The organism is Cereibacter sp. Soil_C_27 (assembly GCF_057657095.1).
In genome coordinates, this window is sequence record NZ_JBDGJD010000002.1 from 514,714 (window position 1) to 538,962 (window position 24,249).

The 24,249-nt window shown below is 67.6% G+C and carries 17 protein-coding genes; 14 read left to right on the forward strand and 3 right to left on the reverse strand.

Annotated elements, in window-relative coordinates:
• Positions 1-3 precede the first annotated feature (3 nt).
• Positions 4-1,077, forward strand: coding sequence for a dipeptidase (locus tag AC3A5Z_RS09450; RefSeq protein ID WP_487519103.1), 1,074 nt, complete (start codon positions 4-6; stop codon positions 1,075-1,077).
• Positions 1,078-1,080: 3 nt separating this feature from the next.
• On the opposite strand, the gene AC3A5Z_RS09455 is transcribed toward AC3A5Z_RS09450, so the two are convergent.
• On the reverse strand, positions 1,081-1,515 hold the full coding sequence (locus AC3A5Z_RS09455) for an RrF2 family transcriptional regulator (RefSeq protein WP_487519104.1): 435 nt from the start codon (positions 1,513-1,515) through the stop codon (positions 1,081-1,083).
• Between the two features lie 507 nt (positions 1,516-2,022).
• Between AC3A5Z_RS09455 and AC3A5Z_RS09460 the strand changes: the two genes are divergently transcribed.
• The 13 genes from AC3A5Z_RS09460 (at position 2,023) to AC3A5Z_RS09520 (ending at position 21,730) form a co-directional block, all read left to right on the forward strand.
• Positions 2,023-4,422 carry a glycogen/starch/alpha-glucan phosphorylase gene (locus AC3A5Z_RS09460; RefSeq protein ID WP_487519105.1) on the forward strand — a complete coding sequence of 800 codons (2,400 nt, stop codon included), beginning with the start codon at positions 2,023-2,025 and terminating at the stop codon, positions 4,420-4,422.
• Positions 4,423-4,428: 6 nt separating this feature from the next.
• Positions 4,429-6,624: a 1,4-alpha-glucan branching protein GlgB gene (gene glgB / locus AC3A5Z_RS09465; protein WP_487519106.1), complete on the forward strand. Its 2,196-nt coding sequence runs from the start codon at positions 4,429-4,431 to the stop codon at positions 6,622-6,624.
• Positions 6,625-6,660: 36 nt separating this feature from the next.
• Positions 6,661-7,932 carry a glucose-1-phosphate adenylyltransferase gene (gene glgC / locus AC3A5Z_RS09470; RefSeq protein WP_487519107.1) on the forward strand — a complete coding sequence of 424 codons (1,272 nt, stop codon included), beginning with the start codon at positions 6,661-6,663 and terminating at the stop codon, positions 7,930-7,932.
• 77 nt (positions 7,933-8,009) lie between these two features.
• The gene (gene glgA, locus AC3A5Z_RS09475) at positions 8,010-9,443 is read left to right on the forward strand and encodes a glycogen synthase GlgA (protein WP_487519108.1); all 1,434 of its coding nucleotides are present in this window, start codon (positions 8,010-8,012) and stop codon (positions 9,441-9,443) included.
• Positions 9,440-11,563 carry a glycogen debranching protein GlgX gene (glgX, locus tag AC3A5Z_RS09480; protein WP_487519109.1) on the forward strand — a complete coding sequence of 708 codons (2,124 nt, stop codon included), beginning with the start codon at positions 9,440-9,442 and terminating at the stop codon, positions 11,561-11,563. The genes glgA and glgX overlap by 4 nt, the downstream gene beginning before the upstream one ends.
• Positions 11,560-13,194: an alpha-D-glucose phosphate-specific phosphoglucomutase gene (locus tag AC3A5Z_RS09485; RefSeq protein WP_487519110.1), complete on the forward strand. Its 1,635-nt coding sequence runs from the start codon at positions 11,560-11,562 to the stop codon at positions 13,192-13,194. Before glgX ends, AC3A5Z_RS09485 begins: the two co-directional genes overlap by 4 nt.
• A 72-nt stretch (positions 13,195-13,266) precedes the next feature.
• A complete protein-coding gene (locus AC3A5Z_RS09490) occupies positions 13,267-13,953 on the forward strand; it encodes a response regulator transcription factor (RefSeq protein ID WP_444666165.1) in 687 nt (228 codons plus the stop codon).
• Positions 13,954-14,008: 55 nt separating this feature from the next.
• Entirely contained in the window at positions 14,009-15,184 is a 1,176-nt protein-coding gene (locus AC3A5Z_RS09495) for an FIST N-terminal domain-containing protein (RefSeq protein WP_487519111.1), read from the forward strand.
• Positions 15,181-17,385, forward strand: a complete 2,205-nt coding sequence (locus AC3A5Z_RS09500; protein WP_487519112.1) for a hybrid sensor histidine kinase/response regulator — start codon at positions 15,181-15,183, stop codon at positions 17,383-17,385. Before AC3A5Z_RS09495 ends, AC3A5Z_RS09500 begins: the two co-directional genes overlap by 4 nt.
• An 81-nt stretch (positions 17,386-17,466) precedes the next feature.
• Positions 17,467-18,000: an SRPBCC family protein gene (locus AC3A5Z_RS09505; RefSeq protein ID WP_487519113.1), complete on the forward strand. Its 534-nt coding sequence runs from the start codon at positions 17,467-17,469 to the stop codon at positions 17,998-18,000.
• A 29-nt stretch (positions 18,001-18,029) separates the two neighbouring features.
• Positions 18,030-18,512, forward strand: a complete 483-nt coding sequence (locus AC3A5Z_RS09510) for a (2Fe-2S)-binding protein (RefSeq protein ID WP_487519114.1) — start codon at positions 18,030-18,032, stop codon at positions 18,510-18,512.
• 49 nt (positions 18,513-18,561) lie between these two features.
• Positions 18,562-20,934 (forward strand): xanthine dehydrogenase family protein molybdopterin-binding subunit, encoded by a 2,373-nt coding sequence (locus AC3A5Z_RS09515; protein WP_487519115.1) that lies wholly within the window; start codon positions 18,562-18,564, stop codon positions 20,932-20,934.
• 10 nt (positions 20,935-20,944) lie between these two features.
• Complete coding sequence (locus AC3A5Z_RS09520) at positions 20,945-21,730, forward strand: FAD binding domain-containing protein (protein ID WP_487519116.1); 786 nt, start codon at positions 20,945-20,947, stop codon at positions 21,728-21,730.
• 83 nt (positions 21,731-21,813) lie between these two features.
• Here AC3A5Z_RS09520 and AC3A5Z_RS09525 read toward each other — a convergent pair whose 3' ends face one another.
• Both AC3A5Z_RS09525 and AC3A5Z_RS09530 read right to left on the reverse strand, forming a co-directional pair.
• A complete protein-coding gene (locus AC3A5Z_RS09525) occupies positions 21,814-22,776 on the reverse strand; it encodes a glucokinase (protein ID WP_487519117.1) in 963 nt (320 codons plus the stop codon).
• Between the two features lie 26 nt (positions 22,777-22,802).
• Entirely contained in the window at positions 22,803-24,125 is a 1,323-nt protein-coding gene (locus AC3A5Z_RS09530; RefSeq protein WP_487519118.1) for a GH1 family beta-glucosidase, read from the reverse strand.
• Positions 24,126-24,249: the final 124 nt, after the last annotated feature.

A 24,249-nucleotide genomic window follows, 5' to 3' on the forward strand; every position in this document is an offset into this window, starting at 1 on the left:
TGCATGTCCCAAGCCCGACCGATCCCTGTGTTCGACGGTCACAACGACATCCTGTTGCGCCTCTATCTGGCTCCGCACCGGCGCGAGAGGATCTGGCTGAGCGGCGAGGGGCGTGGCCATCTCGACCTGCCGCGGATGCGGATCGGCGGCTTCGTCGGCGGCCTGTTCGCGATCTACGTGCCCTCGCCGCGCGACGCGACCGTGGGCAATTTCGAGGCGTTGATGGATGCGCCGCCCTATGATCTGCCCTTGCCCGCCCCGGTGCCGCAGGGCGAGGCGCAATCGGCGGTGCTGGCGATGGCTGCCCACATGATGTGGATGCAGGAGAGCAGCCGCGGCGCCTTCCGCATCTGCCGCACCATGGCCGAGATCGAAGCTGCGCGGGCGGGCAACGTGATCGCCGGGGTGATGCATCTGGAGGGGGCCGAGGCCATCGACCCTGACCTGCTCGCGCTGCATGCCTTCCACGCCATGGGGCTGCGCTCGCTCGGCCCGGTGTGGAGCCGCCCGACGATCTTCGGCCATGGCGTGCCGTTCCGCTATCCATCGAGCCCCGACACCGGGCCGGGGCTGACCGAGGCGGGCCGGCGGCTGGTCCGGGAATGCAACGCGCTGGGCATCGTCATCGACCTTTCGCATCTGAACGAGGCGGGCTTCGACGACGTGGCCTCGCTGAGCGATGCGCCGCTGGTGGCGAGCCATTCCAACGCCCACGCCGTCACCCCCTCCAGCCGCAACCTGACCGACCGGCAGCTGGCGGCAATCCGCGAGACGGGGGGCATCGTCGGGCTGAACTTCGCGACGGTCTTCCTGCGCGAGGATGGCAAGCGGGCGCCCGAGATCGGCTGGGAGCCGGTGCTGCGGCATCTCGACCACCTGATTTCGCGGCTGGGCGAGGATCATGTCGGCTTCGGGTCGGATTTCGACGGGGCGACGGTGCCCGAGGGGATCGGCGACGTGACCGGGCTTGCAGCGCTGCAGCAGGCGCTGCGCCAGCATGGCTATGACGACGCGCTGCTGGAGAAGCTGTGCTGGCGCAACTGGCTGGCGGTGCTGCGGCGCAGCTGGGGCAGCTGAGTCTCAGGCGACGCGCAGGAGATCCTGCAGCTCGGCATTCTCCGACACCATGTCGCGGAGCGAGAGCTTGTCGAGCGAGCCATAGAAGGCCGCCAGCGCATCGCTCAGCGCGCATTTCAGCCGACAGGAGGCGCTGAGCGGGCAATGGTTCTCGCGGATCGAGAAGCACTCGGTGAAGGGCAGGTTGCCCTCGAAGGTGCGGAACACATCGCCGACGCAGATCTTCTCGGCGGGGCGCCCGAGCGCCAGACCGCCGCAGCGCCCGCGCACGGTGCGCAGGAAGCCCTTCTGCGCCAGCCCGTGGATCACCTGCGCCAGATGGTTCTCGGAGGCGTTGCAGGCGGCGGCGACCTCGGCCTTGCGCACCACGCGGCCGTCGTTGATCGCGCAGAACATCAGGGTTCGCATCGCCAGATTGGTGCGGGTCGTCAGTCTCATTGCCTGCCTCCACGTGTCAACAGGCCATCCCCGGGCCCTGACATCCGTTTTCCACCCCGGGAATCGGGCGCGACATGATCCAGATCAGATTGCCCCGGCCCGGGGCGCGGAAAGCGACATCTGTCAGGCCGCATTTCGCCGCACCCCCTGCGGCGGGCCTCCATCGACCGGCGTCTGCCGTTTTTCCATGCAGTTCTGCGCCGCGGCGGAGGAGCCTTCTGTGGCGCAACGGGCGCAGTCGGTGAACAATCGCTCAGTGACTGGGCAATGCTTCGCCACATCGCCGCAGGCGGGGGTTCCTGTCCGGGCACAAGAAATCCATAATCCTCCCGTCAATCGTAGTGTGTGCCCTCCCGAGCGCGCCAGAGGACGGGTAACCCACGGCGCATTTTCGCCTCACTCACCGTGTAGCCCGACATGGCCCTCGCCTCGACCCGCCCCCGCGGCGGCGCGGCACACCGAAACCGCCCACTGTCCGCACGTCGGACCCATGAACGGACCAGAGTTGTGACCGATCAGAGCCTGACCCCGAACCTGCTGAAATCCGATGTCCTGCGGCACCTGACCTTCACGCTGGGCAAGGATGCCCCGCATGCCAGCGTCTACGACTGGCGCATGGCGCTGTCCTATGCCATCCGCGACCGGATCATGGAGCCGTGGTTCGCCTCCACCCGCCGCACCTGGGCGGAGGACCGCAAGCGGGTCTATTACCTGTCGATGGAATTCCTGATCGGGCGGCTTCTGGAAGACGCCACGATCAACCTCGGCCTGCACGAGGTCGCGGAAAAGACCATGGCCGATCTGGGCCAAGACTTCCGCGAAATCATCGGCAACGAGCCCGATGCCGCGCTGGGCAACGGCGGGCTGGGCCGGCTGGCCGCCTGCTTCATGGAGTCGATGGCGACGCTCGGCTGCCCCGCCTACGGCTACGGCATCCGCTACGAGCACGGGCTCTTCCGCCAGCGCTTCGAGCAGGGCCAGCAGGTCGAGACGCCGGAGGACTGGCTGAACCAGCGCAACCCGTGGGAATTCGACCGCCCCGAGGCGACCTATACCATCGGCTTCAAGGGCGAGGTCGTGTCGCGCGACGGCAAGGAGGTCTGGACCCCGGGCGAGACGGTCTTCGCCATGGGCCATGACACGCCGGTGATCGGCTGGAAGGGCCGCTGGGCCAACACGCTGCGGCTCTGGGGTGCCAAGCCGACGACAATGTTCGACCTCGACCGGTTCAACCGCGGCGACTATGCCGCCGCCGCCGAACCCGAGACGCTGGCGCGGACGCTGAGCCGGGTGCTCTATCCCGACGACACGACCTATCAGGGCAAGGAGCTGCGGCTGAAGCAGGAGTTCTTCCTGACCTCCGCCGCGCTGCAGGACATCCTGCGCCGCTTCGCCTCGTCGCATGGCGACCTGCGCAAGCTGCCGGCGCATGTGGCGATCCAGATGAACGACACCCACCCCGCCATCGCCGGGCCGGAGCTGATCCGGCTTCTGGTCGACGAGCATGGGCTGGAATTCGAGGAGGCGCTGGAGATCGCGCAGGCCTGCCTTGGCTACACCAACCACACGCTGCTGCCCGAGGCGCTGGAGCGCTGGGCGACCTTCACCTTCGGCAACGTGCTGCCGCGCCACATGCAGATCGTCGAGCAGATCGACAGCTGGCACCGCCGCAGCTATCCGGGGCGGCCGCATTACGTCGGCATCGTCAAGCACCATGAGGTGCGGATGGGCGAGCTGGCCTTCATCATGTCGCACAAGGTCAACGGCGTCTCGGCGCTGCATTCGGATCTGGTGAAGAAGAACCTCTTCCCCGAGCTCGACAAGCTGCATCCGGGGCGGATCATCAACCAGACCAACGGCGTCACCCCGCGGCGCTGGCTGAAGATGGCCAACCGCCCGCTCTCGGGCCTGATCACCGAGACGATCGGCGAGGGCTGGGAGGCCGATCTCGACCGGCTGAAGGAGCTGGAGCCGCATGTGCCGGATCAAGGCTTCCTGACCGCCTTCGACGCGGCCAAGCGGCAGAACAAGGTGGCGCTGGCGAACTGGCTGAAGGCGGATCTCGGCGTCAGCGTCAGCCCAGACGCGCTCTTTGACGTGCAGATCAAGCGCATCCACGAATACAAGCGCCAGCTTCTCAACATCCTCGAGACCGTCGCCCGCTGGCAGGCGATCCGCGCCAATCCGACGGCGAACTGGGTGCCGCGGGTGAAGATCTTCGGCGGCAAGTCGGCGCCGGGCTATGTGGTGGCCAAGGAGATCATCCACCTGATCAATGACGTCGGTGCCACGATCAACGCCGACCCGGTGGTGGGCGACCGGCTGAAGGTGGTCTATCCGGCGAACTACAACGTCTCGATGGCCGAGCGTCTGGTGCCGGCCGCCGACCTCAGCGAACAGATCTCGACCGCGGGCAAGGAAGCCTCGGGCACCGGCAACATGAAGTTCATGATCAACGGCGCGCCGACCATCGGCACGCTGGACGGGGCCAATGTGGAGATCCTGCAGGAAGTCGGGCGCGAGAACTTCTTCCTGTTCGGCCTGACCGCCGAAGAGGTGGTGACGCGGCGCGAGGACCCCGATCACGCGAAGAAGGCGATCGAGGCCAGTCAGGTGCTGCAGGACGTGCTGCAGAACATCGCCGAGGGCGTGTTCAGCCCGAGCCAGAAGGACCGCTACCACGGCCTCGTCCACCGGGTCTGGCACCACGACTACTTCCTCGTGGCCTCGGACTTCGACGCATTCGTTGCAGCGCAGGCCGAAACCGATGCGGCCTATGCCGATCGCAACCGCTGGCTGACCATGGCCGCGATGAATACGGCACGGTCGGGCTTTTTCTCGTCGGACCGTACGATCCGTGGTTACATGACGGACATATGGTCGGTCGAGTCGGCCCTGCAAGGATGAGAAACCATGGCCAAGCCTTCGGAAACGCTGATTGACCCGCAGGTTGCGCGGGCCATTGTCGAGGGCGCGCATGGGGATCCGTTTTCCGTTCTTGGTCTGCATGAGAAAGGCGGTCAGCTGACCCTGACCGCCTTCGTTCCCGGCGCCGACCGGCTGCTGGTGCTGGCAAGCGCCGAGGTCGAGGCGACACCGGTCCCCGACTTCCCCGGCCTCTTCGTAGCTCCGATGCAGCGGCGCGAGCCCTACCGGCTGCGGGCCGAGGGGCATGGCGCGACATGGGAGTTCGACGACGCCTTCCGCTTCGGCCCGATCCTCGGCGAGATGGACGAGTATTTGCTGGGCGAGGGCACGCACAAACGCATCTGGCAGGTGCTGGGCGCCCATCCGATGACGCATGAGGGCGTCGAGGGCACCACCTTCGCCGTCTGGGCGCCGAATGCCGAGCGGGTTTCGGTGGTGGGCGATTTCAACCTCTGGGACGGGCGCCGCCACCCGATGCGCCGTCGGGGCATGACCGGGGTCTGGGAGACCTTCATCCCCGGGATCGGCGAGGGCACCGCCTACAAATACGAGCTGCGCGCGCCGGGCGGCGTGCTGCTGCCGCTGAAGGCCGACCCGGTGGGCTTCGGCTCGGAACATGCGCCGAAAAATGCTTCCGTCGTGCGCGACATCCGCGAGCCGTGCTGGTCCGACGCCGACTGGATGGCGGAGCGTGGGCCGCGGCAGGGCATCGACGCGCCGATCTCGGTCTATGAGGTGCATCTCGGCAGCTGGAAACGCGCGCCGGGCGACCGGATGCTCTCCTATCTCGAGCTGGCCGAGCAGTTGGTGGATTACGCCGCCGGGATGGGCTTCACCCATATCGAGCTGATGCCGGTGTCGGAGTTCCCCTTCGACGGCTCCTGGGGCTATCAGCCGGTAGGGCTCTACGCGCCCACCATCCGCCACGGCACGCCGAACGAATTCCGCGCGCTGGTCGACGCGGCGCATCGCAAGGGGCTCGGCGTGCTGATCGACTGGGTGCCGGGCCATTTCCCGGCCGACGCGCATGGGCTGGGCCGCTTCGACGGCACGCCGCTCTACGAGCACGCCGACCCGCGCGAGGGGTTCCACCAGGACTGGAACACGCTGATCTACAATTACGGCCGCATCGAGGTGTCGAACTTCCTCACCTCCAACGCGCTCTACTGGCTGGAGGAATACCATATCGACGGGCTGCGCGTCGATGCGGTGGCCTCGATGCTCTACCGCGACTATTCGCGCAAGGCTGGCGAGTGGGTGCCGAACAAGGACGGCGGGCGCGAGAATTACGAGGCGATCGACCTGTTGAAGCGGGTGAACGTCACCGCCTATGGCGAAGACCCCGGCGTGGTGACGGTAGCCGAGGAGAGCACCGCCTTTCCGGGGGTGTCGCGCCCGGTGAATCATGGCGGGCTCGGCTTCGGCTTCAAGTGGAACATGGGCTGGATGAACGACACCCTCTCCTACATGGAGAAGGACCCGATCCACCGCCGCCACCATCACCACCAGATGACCTTCAGCCTGCATTACGCCTGGTCGGAGAATTACCTGCTGCCGATCAGCCATGACGAGGTGGTGCATGGCAAGGGTTCGATGCTGCAGAAGATGCCGGGCGAGGGGCCGGAGAAATTCGCCAATCTGCGGGCCTATTACGGCTACATGTGGACCCATCCCGGCAAGAAGCTGATCTTCATGGGCTGCGAGTTCGCGCAGGCCCGCGAGTGGAACCACAACCAGAGCCTCGACTGGCACCTGCTCGACGATCCGTCGCATCGCGGGGTGCAGCGGCTCGTCCACGACCTGAACCGGATTTATCGCGAAACTCCGGCCCTTTACCGGAACGACTCGCGCCCTGAGGGGTTTCAGTGGCTGGAGGCGAATGATGCCGACCAGTCGGTCTTCGCCTATGCCCGCAAGGGCCGGGCGGAGGAGCCGATGGTGGTGGTCGCGCTGAACATGGCGCCGGTGGAGCGGCGGTATCGGCTGGGGTTCCCGGCGGGCGGGCAGTGGGATGAGGTGCTCAACAGCGACGCGGCGATCTACGGAGGGTTGAACCGCGGCAATCTGGGAGGAGTCGTGACCGAGGCGGTCGGATGGCACGGGCAGGAACAGTCGGCACTCGTGACGCTGCCGCCCCTGTCGGCCGTGATCTTCCGGCAGGGCGAGGCCACGGGACGGTAAAAGGCGGGCAGCAAGCCCGTGACTAGGGAGGGAAGAATGCAGACCGGACCAAATACGCGGCTCTCGTCGCAGGCCATGGCCTTCGTGCTGGCCGGCGGGCGCGGCAGCCGCCTCAAGGAACTGACCGACCGGCGCGCCAAGCCTGCGGTCTATTTCGGCGGCAAGACCCGGATCATCGACTTCGCGCTGTCCAACGCGCTGAACTCGGGAATCCGCAAGATGGCGATCGCCACGCAATACAAGGCCCACAGCCTGATCCGGCATTGCCAGCGCGGCTGGGCATTCTTCCGCGCCGAGCGCAACGAATATCTCGACATCCTGCCGGCCTCGCAGCGGGTCAGCGAGAGCCAGTGGTATCTGGGCACGGCCGACGCGGTGACGCAGAACATCGACATCGTCGACAGCTACGGCATCAAATATGTCGTCGTGCTGGCGGGCGACCATGTCTACAAGATGGATTACGAGATCATGCTGCGTCAGCATTGCGAGACGCAGGCCGACGTGACCATCGGCTGTCTCACCGTGCCGCGGATGGAGGCGACCGCCTTCGGCGTCATGCATGTGGATGCCGAGATGCGCGTGACCGATTTCCTGGAGAAGCCTGCCGATCCGCCCTCGATCCCCGGCGATCCGGACAATGCGCTGGCCTCGATGGGGATCTACATCTTCACTTGGGATCTGCTGCGCGACCTTTTGATCCGCGATGCCGCCGACCCGAATTCGAGCCACGATTTCGGCAACGACATCATTCCGCAGATCGTTAAGAACGGGAAGGCGATGGCGCATCGCTTCTCGGACAGCTGCGTCAAGAGCGGGCTGGAGACCGAGCCCTACTGGCGCGACGTGGGCACGCTCGACGCCTTCTGGCAAGCCAACATCGACCTGACCGATTTCGTGCCGAAGCTCGACATCTACGACACCGACTGGCCGATCTGGACCTATTCCGAGATCGTGCCGCCCGCGAAGTTCATTCACAATACCGAAGGCCGCCGCGGCTCGGCGGTGTCGTCGCTGGTGGCGGGGGATTGCATCGTCTCGGGGTCCGAGATCAGCAATTCGCTGCTCTTCACCGGCTGCCGGACGCACAGCTATTCCAGTCTGCAATATGTGGTGGCGTTGCCGCAGGTGGTGGTCAACCGCAAGGCAGACCTGACAAATTGTATCCTTGATCGCGGCGTCATCATCCCGGAAGGGCTGGTGGTCGGGCAGGATCCGATGGAAGATGCGAAGTGGTTCCGCCGTACCGACTCCGGCATCGTGCTGGTGACGCAGGACATGCTCGACGCTCGGGCGGCACAGCTGGGTTGAGGGCAGGACCGGGGGCTTCGCGCCCCCGGACCCCCGCGGGATATTTGAGCAGAGAAGAAGCAGGAAGGCAGGCAGGAATGGGGACGCTCGGGCGGGTTTTGTCGGTTGCGTCGGAATGCGTGCCCTTGCTCAAGACCGGGGGCCTTGCCGATGTGGTCGGCGCGCTGCCTGCGGCCCTTGCCGCGCAGGGCTGGGAGATGCGGGTGCTGATCCCCTGCTACCGGGCGCTGCAATGGCGGCTGGAGGGGATGGTCGAGGTCTTTGCCGAGGACAATCTTTTCGGCGGTCGCGGCCGGGTGATGGCGGGCGAGGTGGCCGGACGGCAGATGCTGCTTCTTGACGCGCCGCATCTCTACGACCGCGAGGGCGGGCCCTATTCCGGGCCGCAGGGCGACTGGGGCGACAACGCGCAGCGCTTCGCCGCGCTGAGCTGGATGGCCGCGCGCATCGCCCGCGAGGGAATGGGCGACGGCTGGCGCCCCGACGTGCTGCATGCGCATGACTGGCAGGCGGCGTTGGCCCCGGCCTATCTCGCCTATGGCGGGGCGAACGGGGTGAAGTCTGTGCTGACCGTGCACAACATCGCTTTCCAGGGCTGGGCGCCCGCCGGTATGCTGAACGAGCTGCGGCTGCCGGCGCAGGAGTTCCATCCGGGGGCCTTGGAATATTACGGCGGGCTTTCCTCGCTGAAGGCCGGGCTGATCACCGCCGACCGGATCACCACCGTCTCGCCGACCTATGCCGCCGAGCTGCGGCGGCCAGAGTTCGGCATGGGGCTGCAGGGCGTCATCGCCGCCCGGGCCGACCGGGTCAGCGGCATTCTCAACGGCGTCGATACCGACATCTGGTCGCCCGAGGTCGAGGAGCGGCCCTATTCCGCCCGCACGCTGAAGCGCAAGGCCGAGAGCCGTCAGGTGCTGAGCGGCGCCTTCAAGCTCGACGTGCCGGGGCCGCTGGCGATCCTCGTCAGCCGGCTGACCGACCAGAAGGGGATCGACCTCATTCCCTCCGTGCTGCCCGATTTCGTGGCGCAAGGCGGCGGGCTGGCCGTGCTCGGCTCGGGCGACGCGGCGCTGGAATCGGCGATGCGCGAGTTGGAGGTGCGCTTCCCGGGCCGGGTCGGGGTGCGGATCGGCTATGACGAGGGGCTGAGCCATCTGATGTTCGCCGGCGGCGACGCGGTGCTGGTGCCCTCGCGCTTCGAGCCCTGCGGGCTGACGCAGATGTACGGGCTGCGCTATGGCGCGCTGCCGGTGGTGGCGCTGACCGGCGGGCTGGCCGATACGGTGATCGACGCCAATCCGGCGGCGATGGCGGCGGGGGTGGCGACGGGCATCACCTTCCACCCGACCGAGGCTCCGGCCTTAGCACAGGCGCTGCGGCGGCTGGTGGCGCTTTACGGCGACCAGAGCTGCTGGACCCAGGTGCAGCGCAACGCCATGAAGCATCCGGTGGGATGGGAGAGCTCGGCGGCGGAATATGCCGCCCTCTATCAGAGCCTGCTCGCGTGACAGCGCCGTCCGAGCCGCCGCCCGCCCGGCTGTCCGGTCACGCGATCGGGCCGGGCCGCCCCTGGCCGATGGGGGCCAGCTTCGACGGCGACGGGGTGAATTTCGCGGTCTTCTCGGCCCATGCCGAGAAGGTGGAGCTCTGCCTCTTCTCGCCCGATGGCCGCAAGGAGCTGTGCCGCCTGCCGCTGCGCGAACGCTACGGTGATGTCTGGCACATCCATGTCGGCGGCGTGGTCCCGAACACGCTCTACGGCTACCGGGTGCACGGGCCCTACCAGCCCGACGCGGGGCATCGCTTTAACCCGGCCAAGCTGCTGATCGACCCCTATGCGCGCAAGCTCTCCGGGCGGCTGAAATGGTCGGATGCGCTGATGGGCTACAAGGTCGGCAGCCCGCGCGGCGATCTGTCGATCGACACCCGCGATTCCGCCTTCGCCGTGCCGAAATCGGTGGTGGCGCTGGAGAGCAATTTCAACTGGGGCAACGATGTCTCGCCCGCCGTGCCGCTGGACCGCACGGTGATCTATGAGGCGCATGTGAAGGGGCTGACCGCGCTGCATCCCGAGGTGGACCCGGGCCTGCGCGGCACCTTCCTCGGCCTCGCCTCTGATGCGGTGCTCGACCATCTGGTGAAGCTCGGCATCACCACGATCGAGCTGCTGCCGGTGCAGGCCTTCCTCGACGACCGCTTCCTGGTGAACAAGGGGCTCAGCAACTACTGGGGCTACCAGACCATCGGTTTCTTCGCGCCCGAGCCGCGCTATCTGACCAAATCCGCGCTCTGGGAGTTCCAGACCATGGTGCGGCGCTTCCACACCGCCGGGATCGAGGTGCTGCTGGACGTGGTCTACAACCATTCCGGCGAGAGCGACGAACTGGGGCCGACGCTGTCCTTCCGCGGGCTCGACAATCGCAGCTATTACAAGCTGACCGAGGGCGGGCGGCGCTATGCCAATGACACGGGCACCGGCAACACGCTGGATCTCGCGCATCCGATGGTGCTGCGCATGGTGCTGGATTCCCTGCGCTACTGGGTCGAGGTGATGCATGTCGACGGCTTCCGCTTCGACCTCGCCTCGGTGCTGGGGCGCGAAGCCTCGGGCTTCGATCCGCAGGGCGGCTTCTTCGACGCGATCCGCCAGGACCCGGTGCTGAGCCGGGTGAAGCTGATCGCCGAGCCCTGGGACATCGGGCCGGGCGGCTATCAGCTCGGCGCCTTCCCGCATCCCTTCCTCGAGTGGAACGACAAGTTCCGCGACAGCGTCCGGCGCTTCTGGCGCGGCGACGCCGGGGTGACGCCGGATCTGGCGCAGCGGCTGCTCGGTTCGGCGGAGCGGTTCGATCATGGCGCGCGCGCAGCCACCACCTCGGTCAACATGATCACCGCGCATGACGGCTTCACCCTGGCCGATCTCGTCAGCTTCTCGGTCAAGCGCAACTTCGCCAATGGCGAGGACAACCGCGACGGCCATGACGACAACCATTCCGACAACATGGGAGCCGAGGGGCCGAGCGACGATCCGGCGCTGCGGGCCGCCCGGGCGCTGCGGCGGCGCAACATGCTCGCCACGCTGATGCTGAGCCAGGGCACGCCGATGATCCTCGGCGGCGACGAGATCGGCAACGGGCAGGGCGGCAACAACAATGCCTATGCCCAGGACAACGAGATCGGCTGGGTGGACTGGCCGAACGCCGATCGCGAGATGCAGGATTTCGTCGCGCGGCTGATCGCGCTGCGCCGCGCCTATCCGGTGCTGCGCCAGAAGCGCTTCCTGCATGCCCGCCGGCGCGAGGCCGACGGGCTGCCCGACGTGATCTGGCGGCGCGCCGACGGTGCCTCGCCCAGCCCTGAGGATTGGCACGACCCGGCCTTCCGCTGTCTCTGCATGGAGCTGCGCATGGCCGCCGAGGGTGAGGACCATGGCGAGAGCCCGGTCTTCGCCGTGCTGAACTGCGGGCCCGCCCTGCCGCTCGCGCTGCCCGACAGCCCCGGCGGCTGGCAACTGATCCTCGACACCACGCGGCCCGACTGCGGGGCCGAGACCGCTTTGCCGGGGCTTGAAGCTCCGGCGCATTCCGTGTTGGTCTTCGCACCAGCCGCAACGGGAGAGACCCCATGACGATCAAGACCATTTCCACAAAAGCCTTTGACGACCAGAAACCCGGCACCTCCGGCCTGCGCAAGAAGACCCCGGTCTTCATGCAACCGAATTACCTCGAGAATTTCGTGCAATCCATCTTCACCGCCATCGGTGGCGCCACCGGCAAGACGCTGGTTCTGGGCGGCGATGGGCGGTATTTCAACGACACCGCCGCGCAGACCATCCTGCGCATGGCGGCGGCCAACGGGGCGAAGCGGGTGATCGTGGGGCAGAATGCGGTGCTCTCCACCCCTGCCGCCTCGCATCTGATCCGGCTCTACAAGACCGACGGCGGCATCATCATGTCGGCCAGCCACAATCCTGGCGGACCGGAGGAGGATTTCGGCGTCAAGTTCAACATGCCGAACGGCGGCCCGGCCCCCGAGGCGGTGACCGAGGCGATGTATGCCGCGACGAAGACGCTCACCGAATACAAGACGCTGGACACGCCCGACATCGATCTTTCCGCCATCGGTCGGGTGGACGTGGGCGGCATGCAGGTCGATGTGGTCGATCCGGTGGCCGATTACGCCACGCTGATGGAGAGCCTCTTCGACTTCGGCGCGATCCGGGCGATGTTCACCGCGGGCTTCACCATGCGCTTCGACGCGATGTGCGCCGTGACCGGGCCCTACGCGAGGGAGATCCTCGAGAACCGTCTGGGCGCGGCCCCGGGCACCGTGGTCAACGGCAGGCCCTTGCCAGATTTCGGCGGCATGCACCCCGACCCGAACCCGACCTGGGCCAAGGCGCTGATGGACGAGATGTTCGGCCCCGACGCCCCCGCCTTCGGCGCAGCCTCAGATGGCGACGGCGACCGCAACATGGTGGTGGGCAAGGGCATCTATGTCTCGCCCTCCGACAGCCTCGCGGTGCTGGCAGCCAATGCGCATCTGGCCCCGGCCTATGCCGGCGGGCTGAAGGGTGTGGCGCGCTCCATGCCCACGTCGGCGGCGGTGGACCGGGTGGCGGAGTTTCTCGGCATCAAGGATTACGAGACGCCGACCGGCTGGAAGTTCTTCGGCAACCTTCTGGACGAGGGCTGCGTCACCATTTGCGGCGAGGAAAGTTTCGGCACCGGATCGGACCATGTGCGCGAGAAGGACGGGCTCTGGGCGGTGCTGCTGTGGCTCAACATCCTCGCCGTCCGCAAGGAGAGCGTGGCCGAGATCCTGAAACAGCATTGGGAGAAGTTCGGGCGCAACTACTATTCGCGCCACGACTTCGAGGCGATCGAGTCGGCAAAGGCCGATGCGATGATGGCCGAGCTGCGCGGCAAGCTGAAGGGCCTGACCGGTGTCGCCTTCGACCATCACCTCAAGATCGCCGAGGCGGACGACTTTGCCTATACCGATCCGGTCGATGGCTCGGTCAGCCAGAAGCAGGGCGTGCGCATCCTGTTCCAGGACGGCAGCCGCATCGTGATGCGCCTGTCGGGCACCGGGACCGAGGGCGCGACGCTGCGGCTCTACCTCGAGCGCTACGCGCCGGGGCCGGAGGGATTGGACCACGATCCGCAGCAGGCGCTGCGTCCGGTGATCGAGGCGGCGCACGAGATCGCAGGGATCACCCGTCACACCGGGCGCAAGGAGCCCGACGTGATCACCTGATCCCCGACCTTGGGATGGGTTCCTGCGGGGCCGGGCGGATGCTAGCGTAAGGCAAAGAACCGCAGGCCCCGCATGACCGAACCGCATTTCCGCCCGCTGCATTCCGCGCTGATCATCGACGACCATCCGCTGTTCTGCGATGCGCTGTCGATGACGCTGAAGGCGGTGGCGGGCATCACCCAGATCGAAACCGCCGACCGGCTCGAGACCGCGCTGCACCGGCTGGACCTGACGCCGGGCTTCGATGTGGTGGTGCTGGATCTGAACCTGCCGGATGTGAACGGGCTAGACGGTCTGATCCGGTTGCGGGCCAGTCTGGGGACGGTGCCGGTGGTGGTGGTCTCGTCGCTGGCCGACAACCGGGTGATCGGCGCGGCGCTGAAGGCGGGGGCGGCGGGCTTCGTGCCGAAACACTCCCGCCGCGAGGTGTTCCGCGCCGCCTTCGAGGCGGTGCGCGAGGGGCGCGGCTATGTCCCCGAGGGCTACACCCCGCAATCCGACCCGGCGGCGCCCACCACCCAGCGCGAGGACGCCATCGCCCGGTTGGCGCTCCTGACCCGGCAGCAGGCCAAGATCCTGCAATTGATCTGCGAGGGGCGGCTGAACAAGCAGATCGCCTATGACCTGACCATCGCCGAGACCACGGTGAAGGCGCATGTCACCGCGATCATGCGCAAGCTCGGAGTGCAGAGCCGGACGCAGGCGGTGCTGATCGTGCAGGAGGCGAGTTTCGCCTCGCTGATGCCCGAGAACAGCTGAGCCGCTGGACAGCCTGCGGTGACGGGGCATAGGCTCATCCCGGAGGAGGACTGCGATGACCGATTTGGGCGAAGCCCTGCGCGGCGTGCCGGTGGACTCGCTGCCGCTGGTCGCGACAGCCCATGTCGGAGCGGAGACGCCCGATGCGGCGGCTGTGCTGCGGCGCAGGCTGGGGGCGGGCCCCTTTGCGCTGGTCATCCTCTTCGTGGCTCCCGAGGCCGATATTCCCCGCCTTGCGGCCGAGGCGGCGCAGGCCTTTCCCGACACGCCGGTGATCGGCTGCACCACGGCGGGAGAGATCTCGTCTGCGGGCTACACTGAGGGCGAGATCGTCGCGGTCGGGCTGTCGGCGGCGCATTTCGCGGTGTCGCCGATGCTGATCCGCGATCTGGGGGCGCTCGATTCCGAGGCGCTGATCGGGCGGCTGATCCGGGCGCGGGCCGGGCTGGCGCGGCAGCGGCCCGACTGGGGCCACGAATTCGCCTTCCTGATGGTCGATGGCCTGTCGATCCGCGAGGACGAGCTGGCCTCGGCGCTGGCCTCGGGTCTCGGCCCGGTGCCGCTGTTCGGCGGGTCGGCGGCGGATGGCACGCGCTTCCGCGAGACCTTCGTGCTGCATGGTGGCGAGGTTCTGCGCGATGCCGCCGTGCTGGCGCTCCTGCGCAGCGACTGCCGGGTGAAGGTGTTCAACCTCGACCATTTCACCCCGACCGAGCGGCGCATGGTGGTGACCGAGGCCGACCCGAAGAACCGCATCGTGCGGCGCATCAACGCCGAGCCTGCCGCGCTGGAATATGCCCGACTCCTGGGCAAGGACCCGGGCCAGTTGACCAGCTTCACCTTCGCCGCCCATCCGGTCGTGGTGCGGATCGGCGGCAAGCACCATGTGCGCGCCATCCGGCAGGTGGCCGAGAATGGCGACCTGATCTTCTTCTCCGCCATCGACGAAGGCCTCGTGCTGACGCTGGCCGAGCCGCAGGACATGGTGGCGCATCTGCGCGGCGAGCTGGCTTCCCTGTCACGCGGCGGGGCGCCTGCGGCGATCCTCGCCTGCGACTGCATCCTGCGGCGGATGGAGGCGCTGGACAATCAGAGCCTCGGCGCCGTCTCGGGCCTGCTGCGTGATCACCGCGTGGTGGGATTCTCGACCTATGGCGAGCAGTTGAACGGCATGCATGTGAACCAGACCATGACTGGCGTCGCGATCTATCCGCCGGAGGCGCCGCGATGATCGACGCGCTGGTCGACCCCGCCGACCCGATCGAGCGTCAGCGCGACAAGCTCCTGCAGATCGCCCGCGTGCTGATGGCGCGGGTGGAGCGGATCACCGACGACGGCGGTGCCGCCTATGCCCAGTTCCAGCGCGCCGCCATGCTGGAGGATCAGGTGCGCGAACGCACCGCCGATCTGGAGCGCACGCTGGACCTTCTGAACCTGTCGAACGACCGTCTGGCCGAGGCGAACCGCGCGACCGAGGCGGCGCGGCAGAACCTCGCCAATGCGATCGAGACGGTGCAGGAGGGCTTCGCGCTTTTCGATGCAACCGACGTGCTGGTGCTCTGCAACTCGCGCTTCGGGCTGCATCTTCTCGACATCAAGGACCACCTGAAGCCCGGCCTGAGCTTTGACGGCTATATCGAGCTGGTCAGCCGCTCGCGTTACCTTGCGCTGCCCGATGCCGAGACGCCGGAGGATTGGGCCATCCGCCGCCGGCGCCGGCATCAGGACCGGCATGTGATCTTCAACGTCCGCATGATCTGGGACCGCTGGCTGCAGGTGTCCGAGCATCGCACCGCGGATGGCGGCACGGTGATCCTGCAGACCGACGTCACCGACATCATCCGGCTGGAGCGGCTGGAGCGCGGCAAGATGCTGGACGATCAGGCGCGGGTGATCCGCGCCACGCTCGACCACATCAATCAGGGGGTTTGCATCTTCGACGCCGAGGGCCGGCTCGTCGGTTGGAACCAGCGGCTCGGCGCGCTGCTGGCGATCCCGCTGGCGCGCTTCCGGCTGGGCGCCAGCTTCGAGTCGCTGATGGAGCGGTTCCAGTCCGAGATCGCCTTCGACGGCATCACCCCGGAGGGGCTGGAGGCCTGGGTGCGGGCCCACAACGGCCGCGCGCCGCTGAACTTCGAGCTCCGGCGCGGGGCCGACATGATCCTCGATGTCTTCGCGCAGGAGATGCCCGACCGTGGCTTCGTGATGAGCTTCACCGACGCCACCGCCGAACGCGCCGCCATCGCCGCGCTCAGCCGCGCCAACGAGACGCTGGAGGCGCGGGTGATGGCGCGCACGCTGGAGCTGGAGGATGCGCTGGCCCATGCCGAGCGCGCCAATGCCAGCCGCTCGCGCTTCGTCGCCGCGGCGAGCCATGACCTCCTGCAACCGCTCTCCGCCGCCAAGCTGTTCATCGCGTCGATCGGCGACGAGGCCGTGGCGCCGCAGAGCCGCGAGGCGCTGGCCAAGGCGCAGAACGCGCTCGACTCGGTCGAGGGCATCCTCGGCGCACTGCTGGACATCTCGAAGCTGGAATCGGGCAGGGCGGCGGTGTCGGTCGGGCCGGTGCGGCTCGACCGGCTGATGACGCAGCTGCGTGACGAATTCGCGCCGCTTGCCGCCGCCAAGGGGCTGCGGCTGGAACTGCTGCCCTCCAGCGCGGTGGTGCTGTCGGACCCGACCTACCTCAGGCGCATCCTGCAGAACCTGATCGGCAACGCCATTCGCTACACGACGACGGGTCGGGTGCTGGTCGGCGCAAGGCCCAAGCGCGGCATGGTGCGGCTCGAGGTCTGGGATACCGGGCCGGGCATTCCCGAGGCGGATCAGGAGAACATCTTCAAGGAGTTCCACCGCCTGCACGCCCCGGCCTCAGCTTCGGAGGGGATGGGGCTGGGCCTCGCCATCGTCGAGCGCGCCTGCGGTCTTCTGGGCCACCCGCTCGGGCTGAACTCGGTCGTCGGGCGCGGCACCTGCTTCATGCTGCAGGTGCCGCGCGCCGAGGGCGGGGCGCTGCCCGCCGCCCACGGTCAGGCGGCGACCGACCTGCGCCAGCAGACCATGGTCGCGGCGCAGGACAAGATCGCCTTTCTGGTGGAGAACGACGAAGACCTGCGCCGGGCGATGGGCCTCCTGCTGGAGAAGTGGGGCATGAGCGTGCTCGACGTGGCGACGGGCGAGGAGGCGCTGGCGCTGATCGAGGAGATCGGCATCCTGCCGGATTTCTTCCTCGTCGACCATCAGCTTGGCCCGGGCATGACCGGCGTCGAGTTCATCCGCCGGATGCGCGCCGCCCATGGCCCGGTGCCCGCCTGCATCGTCACCGCCAACCGCCGCCCCGAGGTCGCCGCCCTCTGCGCCGCCTCCGACATCCGGCTGATCCAGAAGCCGATCGACGCCCGGGTGCTGGAGGAGTTTCTGGCCGACCTCTGACCCCGCGCGGCAATACGACCAAGGTCACATAGCCGCAGCCTCGGCTTTCGCCCTAAAGTCTGGGCAACAGGGGGGCTCTTCATGCAACTTTCAGATCAGAGATCGATCAAGGCCGACCCGGCGACCGTCTGGGCGGCGATCCTCGACCCCGAGGTGCTCAAGGCCTGCATCCCGGGCTGCGAGAGCATTTCCGGCAACCCGCAGGACGGGTTCGAGGCCGTCGTGGTGCAGAAGGTCGGTCCGGTGAAGGCGCGGTTCACCGGCCAGGTCACGCTGTCCGAGATGGTTCCCGAGGAGGGGCTGAAGATCACCGGCGAGGGCAAGGGCGGGCCTGCGGGCTTCGCCAAGGGCTCGGCGCAGGTGACAATGGCGCGCGAGGGCGAGGGCACGCTCCTGACCTACGCCGTCGATGCGCATGTCGGCGGCAAGCTGGCGCAGCTTGGCAGCCGGATCATCGACAGCTTCACCCGCAAGATGGCCGACCAGTTCTTCGAACGCTTCCAGCAGGCGGTCGAGGGGCCGGAGGAGGAGATCGAGCTGGCGGAAGCCGAGCCCGGGGCGGAGGCCCCCGCGACCGAGAAGAAGGGCTGGTTCAAGCGCATCGTCTCGCGCTGAGGCCGGGGAATGAGTGAGGGAGGGAATTGATGAAAGTCACGATGACCGTGAACGGCAAGGCCATGTCGGCCGAGACCGAGGGGCGCACCTTGCTGTCGTCCTGGCTGCGCGACGGGCTGGGGCTGACCGGCACCCATGTCGGCTGCGACACGACCCAATGCGGCGCCTGCGTGGTGCATGTCGACGGCAAGCCGGTGAAAAGCTGCACCGTGCTGGCGCAGGACGTGGCCGGGGCCGAGGTCCGCACCATCGAGGGCATGGCGAACAAGGACGGCTCGCTCTCGGTGATCCAGCAGGCCTTCCAGGATCATCACGGCCTGCAATGCGGCTTCTGCACCCCCGGCATGGTGATGTCTTCCGCCGCCCTGCTGGCCGAGAACCCGACCCCGACCGAGGCCGAGGTGCGCGTCTATCTCGAGGGCAACATCTGCCGCTGCACCGGCTACCACAACATCGTCAAGGCGGTGATGGCGGCCTCCGGGCAGGGCGAGCAGCACCTGGCGGCCGAGTAATCAATCATTTGGCGCGCGTTCTTCACGCAGCGCATCAGGGGAGAAAAACATGCCGAAAGACGGTGGCATCGGCGCCAGCACAAAGCGGCGCGAGGATATCCGGTTCCTGACCGGCAAGGGACGCTACACCGCCGACATCAACCTGCGTGGTCAGGCCTTCGCCTGCTTCCTGCGCTCGGACGTGGCGCATGGCCGGATCAACGGCATCGACACCAGCGCGGCAGCGGAGATGCCCGGTGTGCTGGCGATCCTGACTGGTGAGGATTTCAAGGAGGTCGGCGGCAACCCGACCGGCTGGCTGGTCCAGAGCCGCAACGGCGAGACGATGAAGGAGCCCAAGCGCCCGGTTCTGGCGCATGGCAAGGTGCGCCATGTCGGCGACGCCTATGCCATGGTGATCGCCGAGACCTTCGAGCAGGCGCAGGACGCCTGCGACGCCATCACCGCCGATATCGAGGAGCTGCCCGCCATCGTCGACATGGCCGCCGCCGTGGCCGATGCCTCGAACCGGGTGCATGACGAGATTTCCGACAACATTGTCTTCGACTGGGGCTGGATCGAGGACAACCGCGCCGCTGTCGATGCGGCCTTCGCCGCAGCCCCGCATGTCACCTCGCTGGAGCTGGTGAACAACCGCCTGTCACCCAACCCGATGGAGCCCCGCGCCTCGATTGGCGATTTCGATCCCGGCATTGGCGATTACAAGCTCTACACCACCTCGCAGAACCCGCATCTGTCGCGGCTCCTGATCTCGGCCTTCGTTATGGGCATCCCCGAGAACAAGCTGACGGTGATCGCCCCCGACGTGGGCGGCGGCTTCGGGTCGAAGATCTACCACTACGGCGAGGAAGCGGCGGTGCTGGCCGCCTCGAAGCTCCTGAACCGCCCGGTGAAATGGGTCTGCGACCGCTCCGAAGCCTTTATGACCGACGCGCATGGCCGCGATCACGTCACGAAGATCGAACTGGCCACCGACATGGAGGGCAACTTCCTCGCGCTGCGCACCGAGACTCTGGCCAATGTCGGCGCCTATCTCTCGAACTTCGCCACCTGCACGCCGACCTTCCTGCATGGCACGCTGATGGCCGGGCCGTACAAGACGCCGCATGTCTATGTGAACGTGAAGGCGGTCTTCACCAACACTGTGCCGGTCGACGCCTATCGCGGTGCGGGCCGCCCCGAGGCGACCTATTCCATCGAGCGGGTCATCGACAAGGCGGCGCGCGAGCTGGGGCTCGACCCTTGGGAGCTCAGGGCGAAGAACTTCCTCACCACCGACCAGTTTCCCTACACCACGCCGGTCGGGCTGGTCTATGACACCGGCAACTACCACGCCACGCTCGACAAGCTGGGCGAGATGATCGATCGCAACGGCTTCGAGGCGCGGGTGGCCGAGAGCCGCGCGCGCGGCAAGCTGCGCGGCTTCGGCCTCTCCACCTGGATCGAGGCCTGCGGCATCGCGCCGTCGAACCTCGTCGGCGTGCTGGGCGCGCGGGTCGGGCTCTTCGACAGCGCCACCGTGCGGGTGAACGCCACCGGCAACATCTCGGTGCTGGTCGGCGCGCACAGCCACGGGCAGGGGCACGAGACGGTCTTCGCGCAGGTGATCTCCGACAAGCTGGGGGTTCCGGCGTCCAGCATCGAGATCGTGCATGGCGACACCTCGAAGATCCCCTTCGGCATGGGCACCTACGGCTCGCGCAGCCTCGCGGTCTGCGGCTCAGCCATGGTGAAGGCGGCGGACAAGATCATCGCCAAGGGCAAGAAGATCGCCGCGCATATGCTGGAGGCCTCGGAAGATGACATCGTCTTCGAGGATGGCGCCTTCAGCGTCACCGGGACTGACAAGCAGAAGACCTTCGGCGAGATCGCCTTCTCGGCCTATGTCCCGCACAACTATCCCTTGGAGACGCTGGAGCCGGGGCTGGAGGAAACCGCCTTCTACGACCCGTCGAACTTCACCTATCCCGCGGGCGCCTATGGCTGCGAGGTCGAGGTGGATGCCGAGACCGGTCGGGTGGAGATCGTCAGCTTCACCTGCGCCGACGATTTCGGCAATGTCATCAACCCGATGATCGTCGAGGGTCAGGTGCATGGCGGTGTGGCGCAGGGCATCGGTCAGGCGCTGATGGAATCGGTGCGCTACAACGAGGACGGGCAGCTGCTGACCGGCAGCTACATGGATTACGCCATGCCGCGCGCCGATGATCTGCCCAACATCACGGTGGACCATTCCTGCGCCACGCCCTGCACCCACAACCCGCTGGGGGTGAAGGGCTGCGGCGAGGCAGGGGCCATCGGCTCGCCGCCCGCGGTGGTGAATGCGGTGCTCGACGCGCTGCATCGCGGCGGGATCACCCATGTGACCCATATCGACATGCCCCTGACGCCCTCGCGCGTCTGGGCGGCAATCAACGGCTGAGGGGGATAGGATGCACAACTTCGAACTGGTGAAACCCTCGACGGTTCAGGATGCGGTCGCGGCTCTGGCGGCGGAGGGGGCGCAGGCGCTCTCCGGCGGGCAGACCCTGCTGCCTTCGATGAAGCAGCGGCTGGCCGCGCCGGATGTGCTGGTCAGCCTGACCGGTATCGCCGAGATGCGGGGCATCTGCCTCGGTGACCGCGGCCTTGCCATCGGCGGGGCCACCACTCATGCCACCATCGCGACCGAGGCCCGCGCCCATTATCCGGCGCTGGCCGATCAGGCCTCGCATATCGGCGACCCGGCGGTGCGCAACCGGGGCACCATCGGCGGCAGCCTCGCCAACAACGACCCCTCGGCCTGCTACCCGTCGGCGGCGCTGGCCTCGGGGGCGACCATCGTCACCAACCAGCGCGAGATCGCGGCGGACGATTACTTCCAGGGCATGTTCACCACGGCGCTGGACGAGGGCGAGATCATCACCTCGGTGATCTTCCCCATCCCGGAGAAGGCCGCCTATGTGAAATTCGCCCAACCCGCCTCGCGCTTCGCGCTGGTGGGGGTCTTCGTGGCGAAATACCCCGAGGGCGTGCGGGTGGCGGTCACCGGGGCCTCGGAGGAAGGTGTGTTCCGCTGGGCGGAGGCCGAGGCGGCGCTGTCATCGAACTTCAGCCCGGCGGCGCTTGAAGGCCTCAGCGTCCCTGCCGAGGGCATGATCGCCGATCTGCACGGCTCGAAAGAGTATCGCGCCGCTCTGGTGAAAGTGCTGACCGGCCGCGCTGTAACCGCCGCCTGACCCTCTCCCGCTCCAAATATCCTCGCCGAAGGCCAGCCCGTCCCGTAAGGGGCGGGCTGGCCTTTTGCGCCCCGCAGAGGTTCTCAGCCGCGCGCGCCCTGCGACAGGTAGGTGGCGCAGCCGGTGAGGGCGGCGTAATCGTCCTCGACGATGGAGACGGCGAAACTGCCCATGAACTCCGAGAACCGGCCCTTGTCGCGGAAAGCCTCGGCAAAGCCCATCGGGCCCAAGAGCTCGGTGAAGGCCCGCGCCACGCCGCCGCAAAGGAAGACGCCGCCGAAGGGCAGGTGGATCAGCGCGAGATTGCCCGCCTCGGCGCCCAGGAGCCGCACGAAGAGCCGCGCCGCCTCCTGCGCCGGTCCGGGCGCGCCGCTCGCCGCCATGATCTCAGCAGCTGTCAGATCGCCCGCCGTCCCGGCCTCGGCCGAGGTGAAGGCGAAGACCCGCTCCAGCCCGCGGCCCGACAGCACGTCCTCCACGCCGGCATAGCCATGCGCCGTGGCCACGGCCTCGGCCAATGCCAGATCGCGCGGCGTCGTCACCGGCATGCCGGCATGGCCGCATTCCGAGGGCGCCACCACCCGGCCCCAGGGCGTGTCATGCACCGGCGCCGCGTTGAAGCCGGTGCCGACGCCGATCACCAGCATTGAGGCCCCCGGCGCCGCCTTCGGCCCCTCGATCACCACGCGCAGGTTCTCCGCCGCGATATGGCCCAGGGCATGGCCCTGCGCCTGCAGGTCGTTCAGGATCGCCACGGTCGCCGCCCCGGTGGAGCGGGCCAGCGCCGCGCCGTCGATGGTCCAGTCGAGATTGGTCAGCGTCGCCACCCCGTCGCGCACCGGCCCCGCCGCCGCCACGCAGGCGCCGCCGACCTGCGGATCGCCCGCCTCGGACAGGAACTGCCGCAGCACATCCTCCAGCCCTGCGTAAGCGGCGTTGGAAAAGCGGCGGACGCTTTCGGGCAGCAGCACGGTGCCCTGCGCCAGCGCCACGCGGGTGTTGGTCCCGCCGATGTCGGCAACCAGCGAAAGGGGGGCAGCGGTCATCGGTCTCTCCGGATCTCAGGGGAAGCTCAACGCGCCAGGGCGCGGGCCAAGGCGTGATAGGATGCTTTCGGGGTGCGCTGCAAGCTCTGGAAATCGACATGCACCAGACCGAAGCGCTTGTCATAGCCGAGCGACCATTCGTAATTGTCCAAGAGCGACCAGACGTAATACCCCGCCACCGGAACGCCCGCCCCGATCGCCCGGCGCACCGCGGCCAGATGCGCCTCGATATAGCGGCTGCGCTCCGGGTCCTGCACCTCGCCCGCCCGCAGCACATCGGCATTGGCCATGCCGTTCTCGGTCACGTAGAGCGGCAGGCCGCGGGTGTAGCCCTCGTGGGTCCGCTTGAGGAAAAACTCCAGCCCCTCGGGATAGATCTCCCAGCCCATCTGGGTCTTGGGCAACGGCCCCTCAACCTCGTGCAGCCCGGGCCAGGGGCCGTCGTCGGCGGCGATCAGCTTGCGGGTGTAGTAGTTCAGCCCGCACCAGTCGACGGGCGCGCCGATCACCTCGAAATCCTGTTCCCAGCCCATCGGCATATGCGGCAAGAGCGCCTCCAGCACCTCCGCCGGATATTCCTTGTTGAACATCGCCGAGAGGAACCAGCGGTTGTAGATCCCGTCATAGAGCCGCGCCGCCTTGCCCGAAGCCTCGCCGCCATCGGCGGGTGCTGCATGCTCGAAGTTGCAGACCGCGCCAAGGTTCTGCATCCCGAGGCCCCGCATCGCCTGGATCGACCGGCCATGCGCCAGGAGCACGTGATGCATCGCCCGCGTCGCCGCGCGGATGTCGCGCAGCCCCGGCGCATGCAGCCCGAGGAAATGCGACAGCCACGCCACGCACCAGGGCTCGTTGATCGGCGCCGCCGACCAGACCCGGTCGCCGATCCGGCGCATCACCACCTCGGTGTAATCGGCGAACCAGTCGGCGATGTCGCGGTTGCGCCAGCCGCCCATGTCCTGCAGCGCCGAGGGCAGCTCCCAGTGATAGAGCGTCGCCGCCGGTTTCACCCCGCGTTCCAAGAGCCCATCCACCAGCCGGTCATAGAAATCCAGCCCCTCGGCATTCACCGCGCCGCGCCCCTCGGGCATCACCCGCGCCCAGGAGGTCGAGAAGCGGTAGACGTCGAAATTGCCTGCCTTCAGCAGGTCCAGATCCTCGTCCATCCGGTGGTAGTGGTCACAGGCCCGCGCCCCGTTCTCGCCGCGCACGACATTGCCCGGGGTGGCCGCGAAATCGTCCCATTGGGTGCGCCCGGCGCCGCCGAACTGATGGCCTTCGATCTGATAGGCCGAGGTCGCGGTTCCGAACAGGAAGCCGGGGGGGAAATCGGCGCGGCTGAAGGTCATGCGGGCATCCTTTCTGGCAGGGTGGTGTCGCAGAAACGGACGGCGCGGCAGCGCGGTTCCCCGCCCGAAGGGCCTGCCGCCCCCGTGGGACGGAACCATATCCTGCATTTGAAGTTGGTCAAAT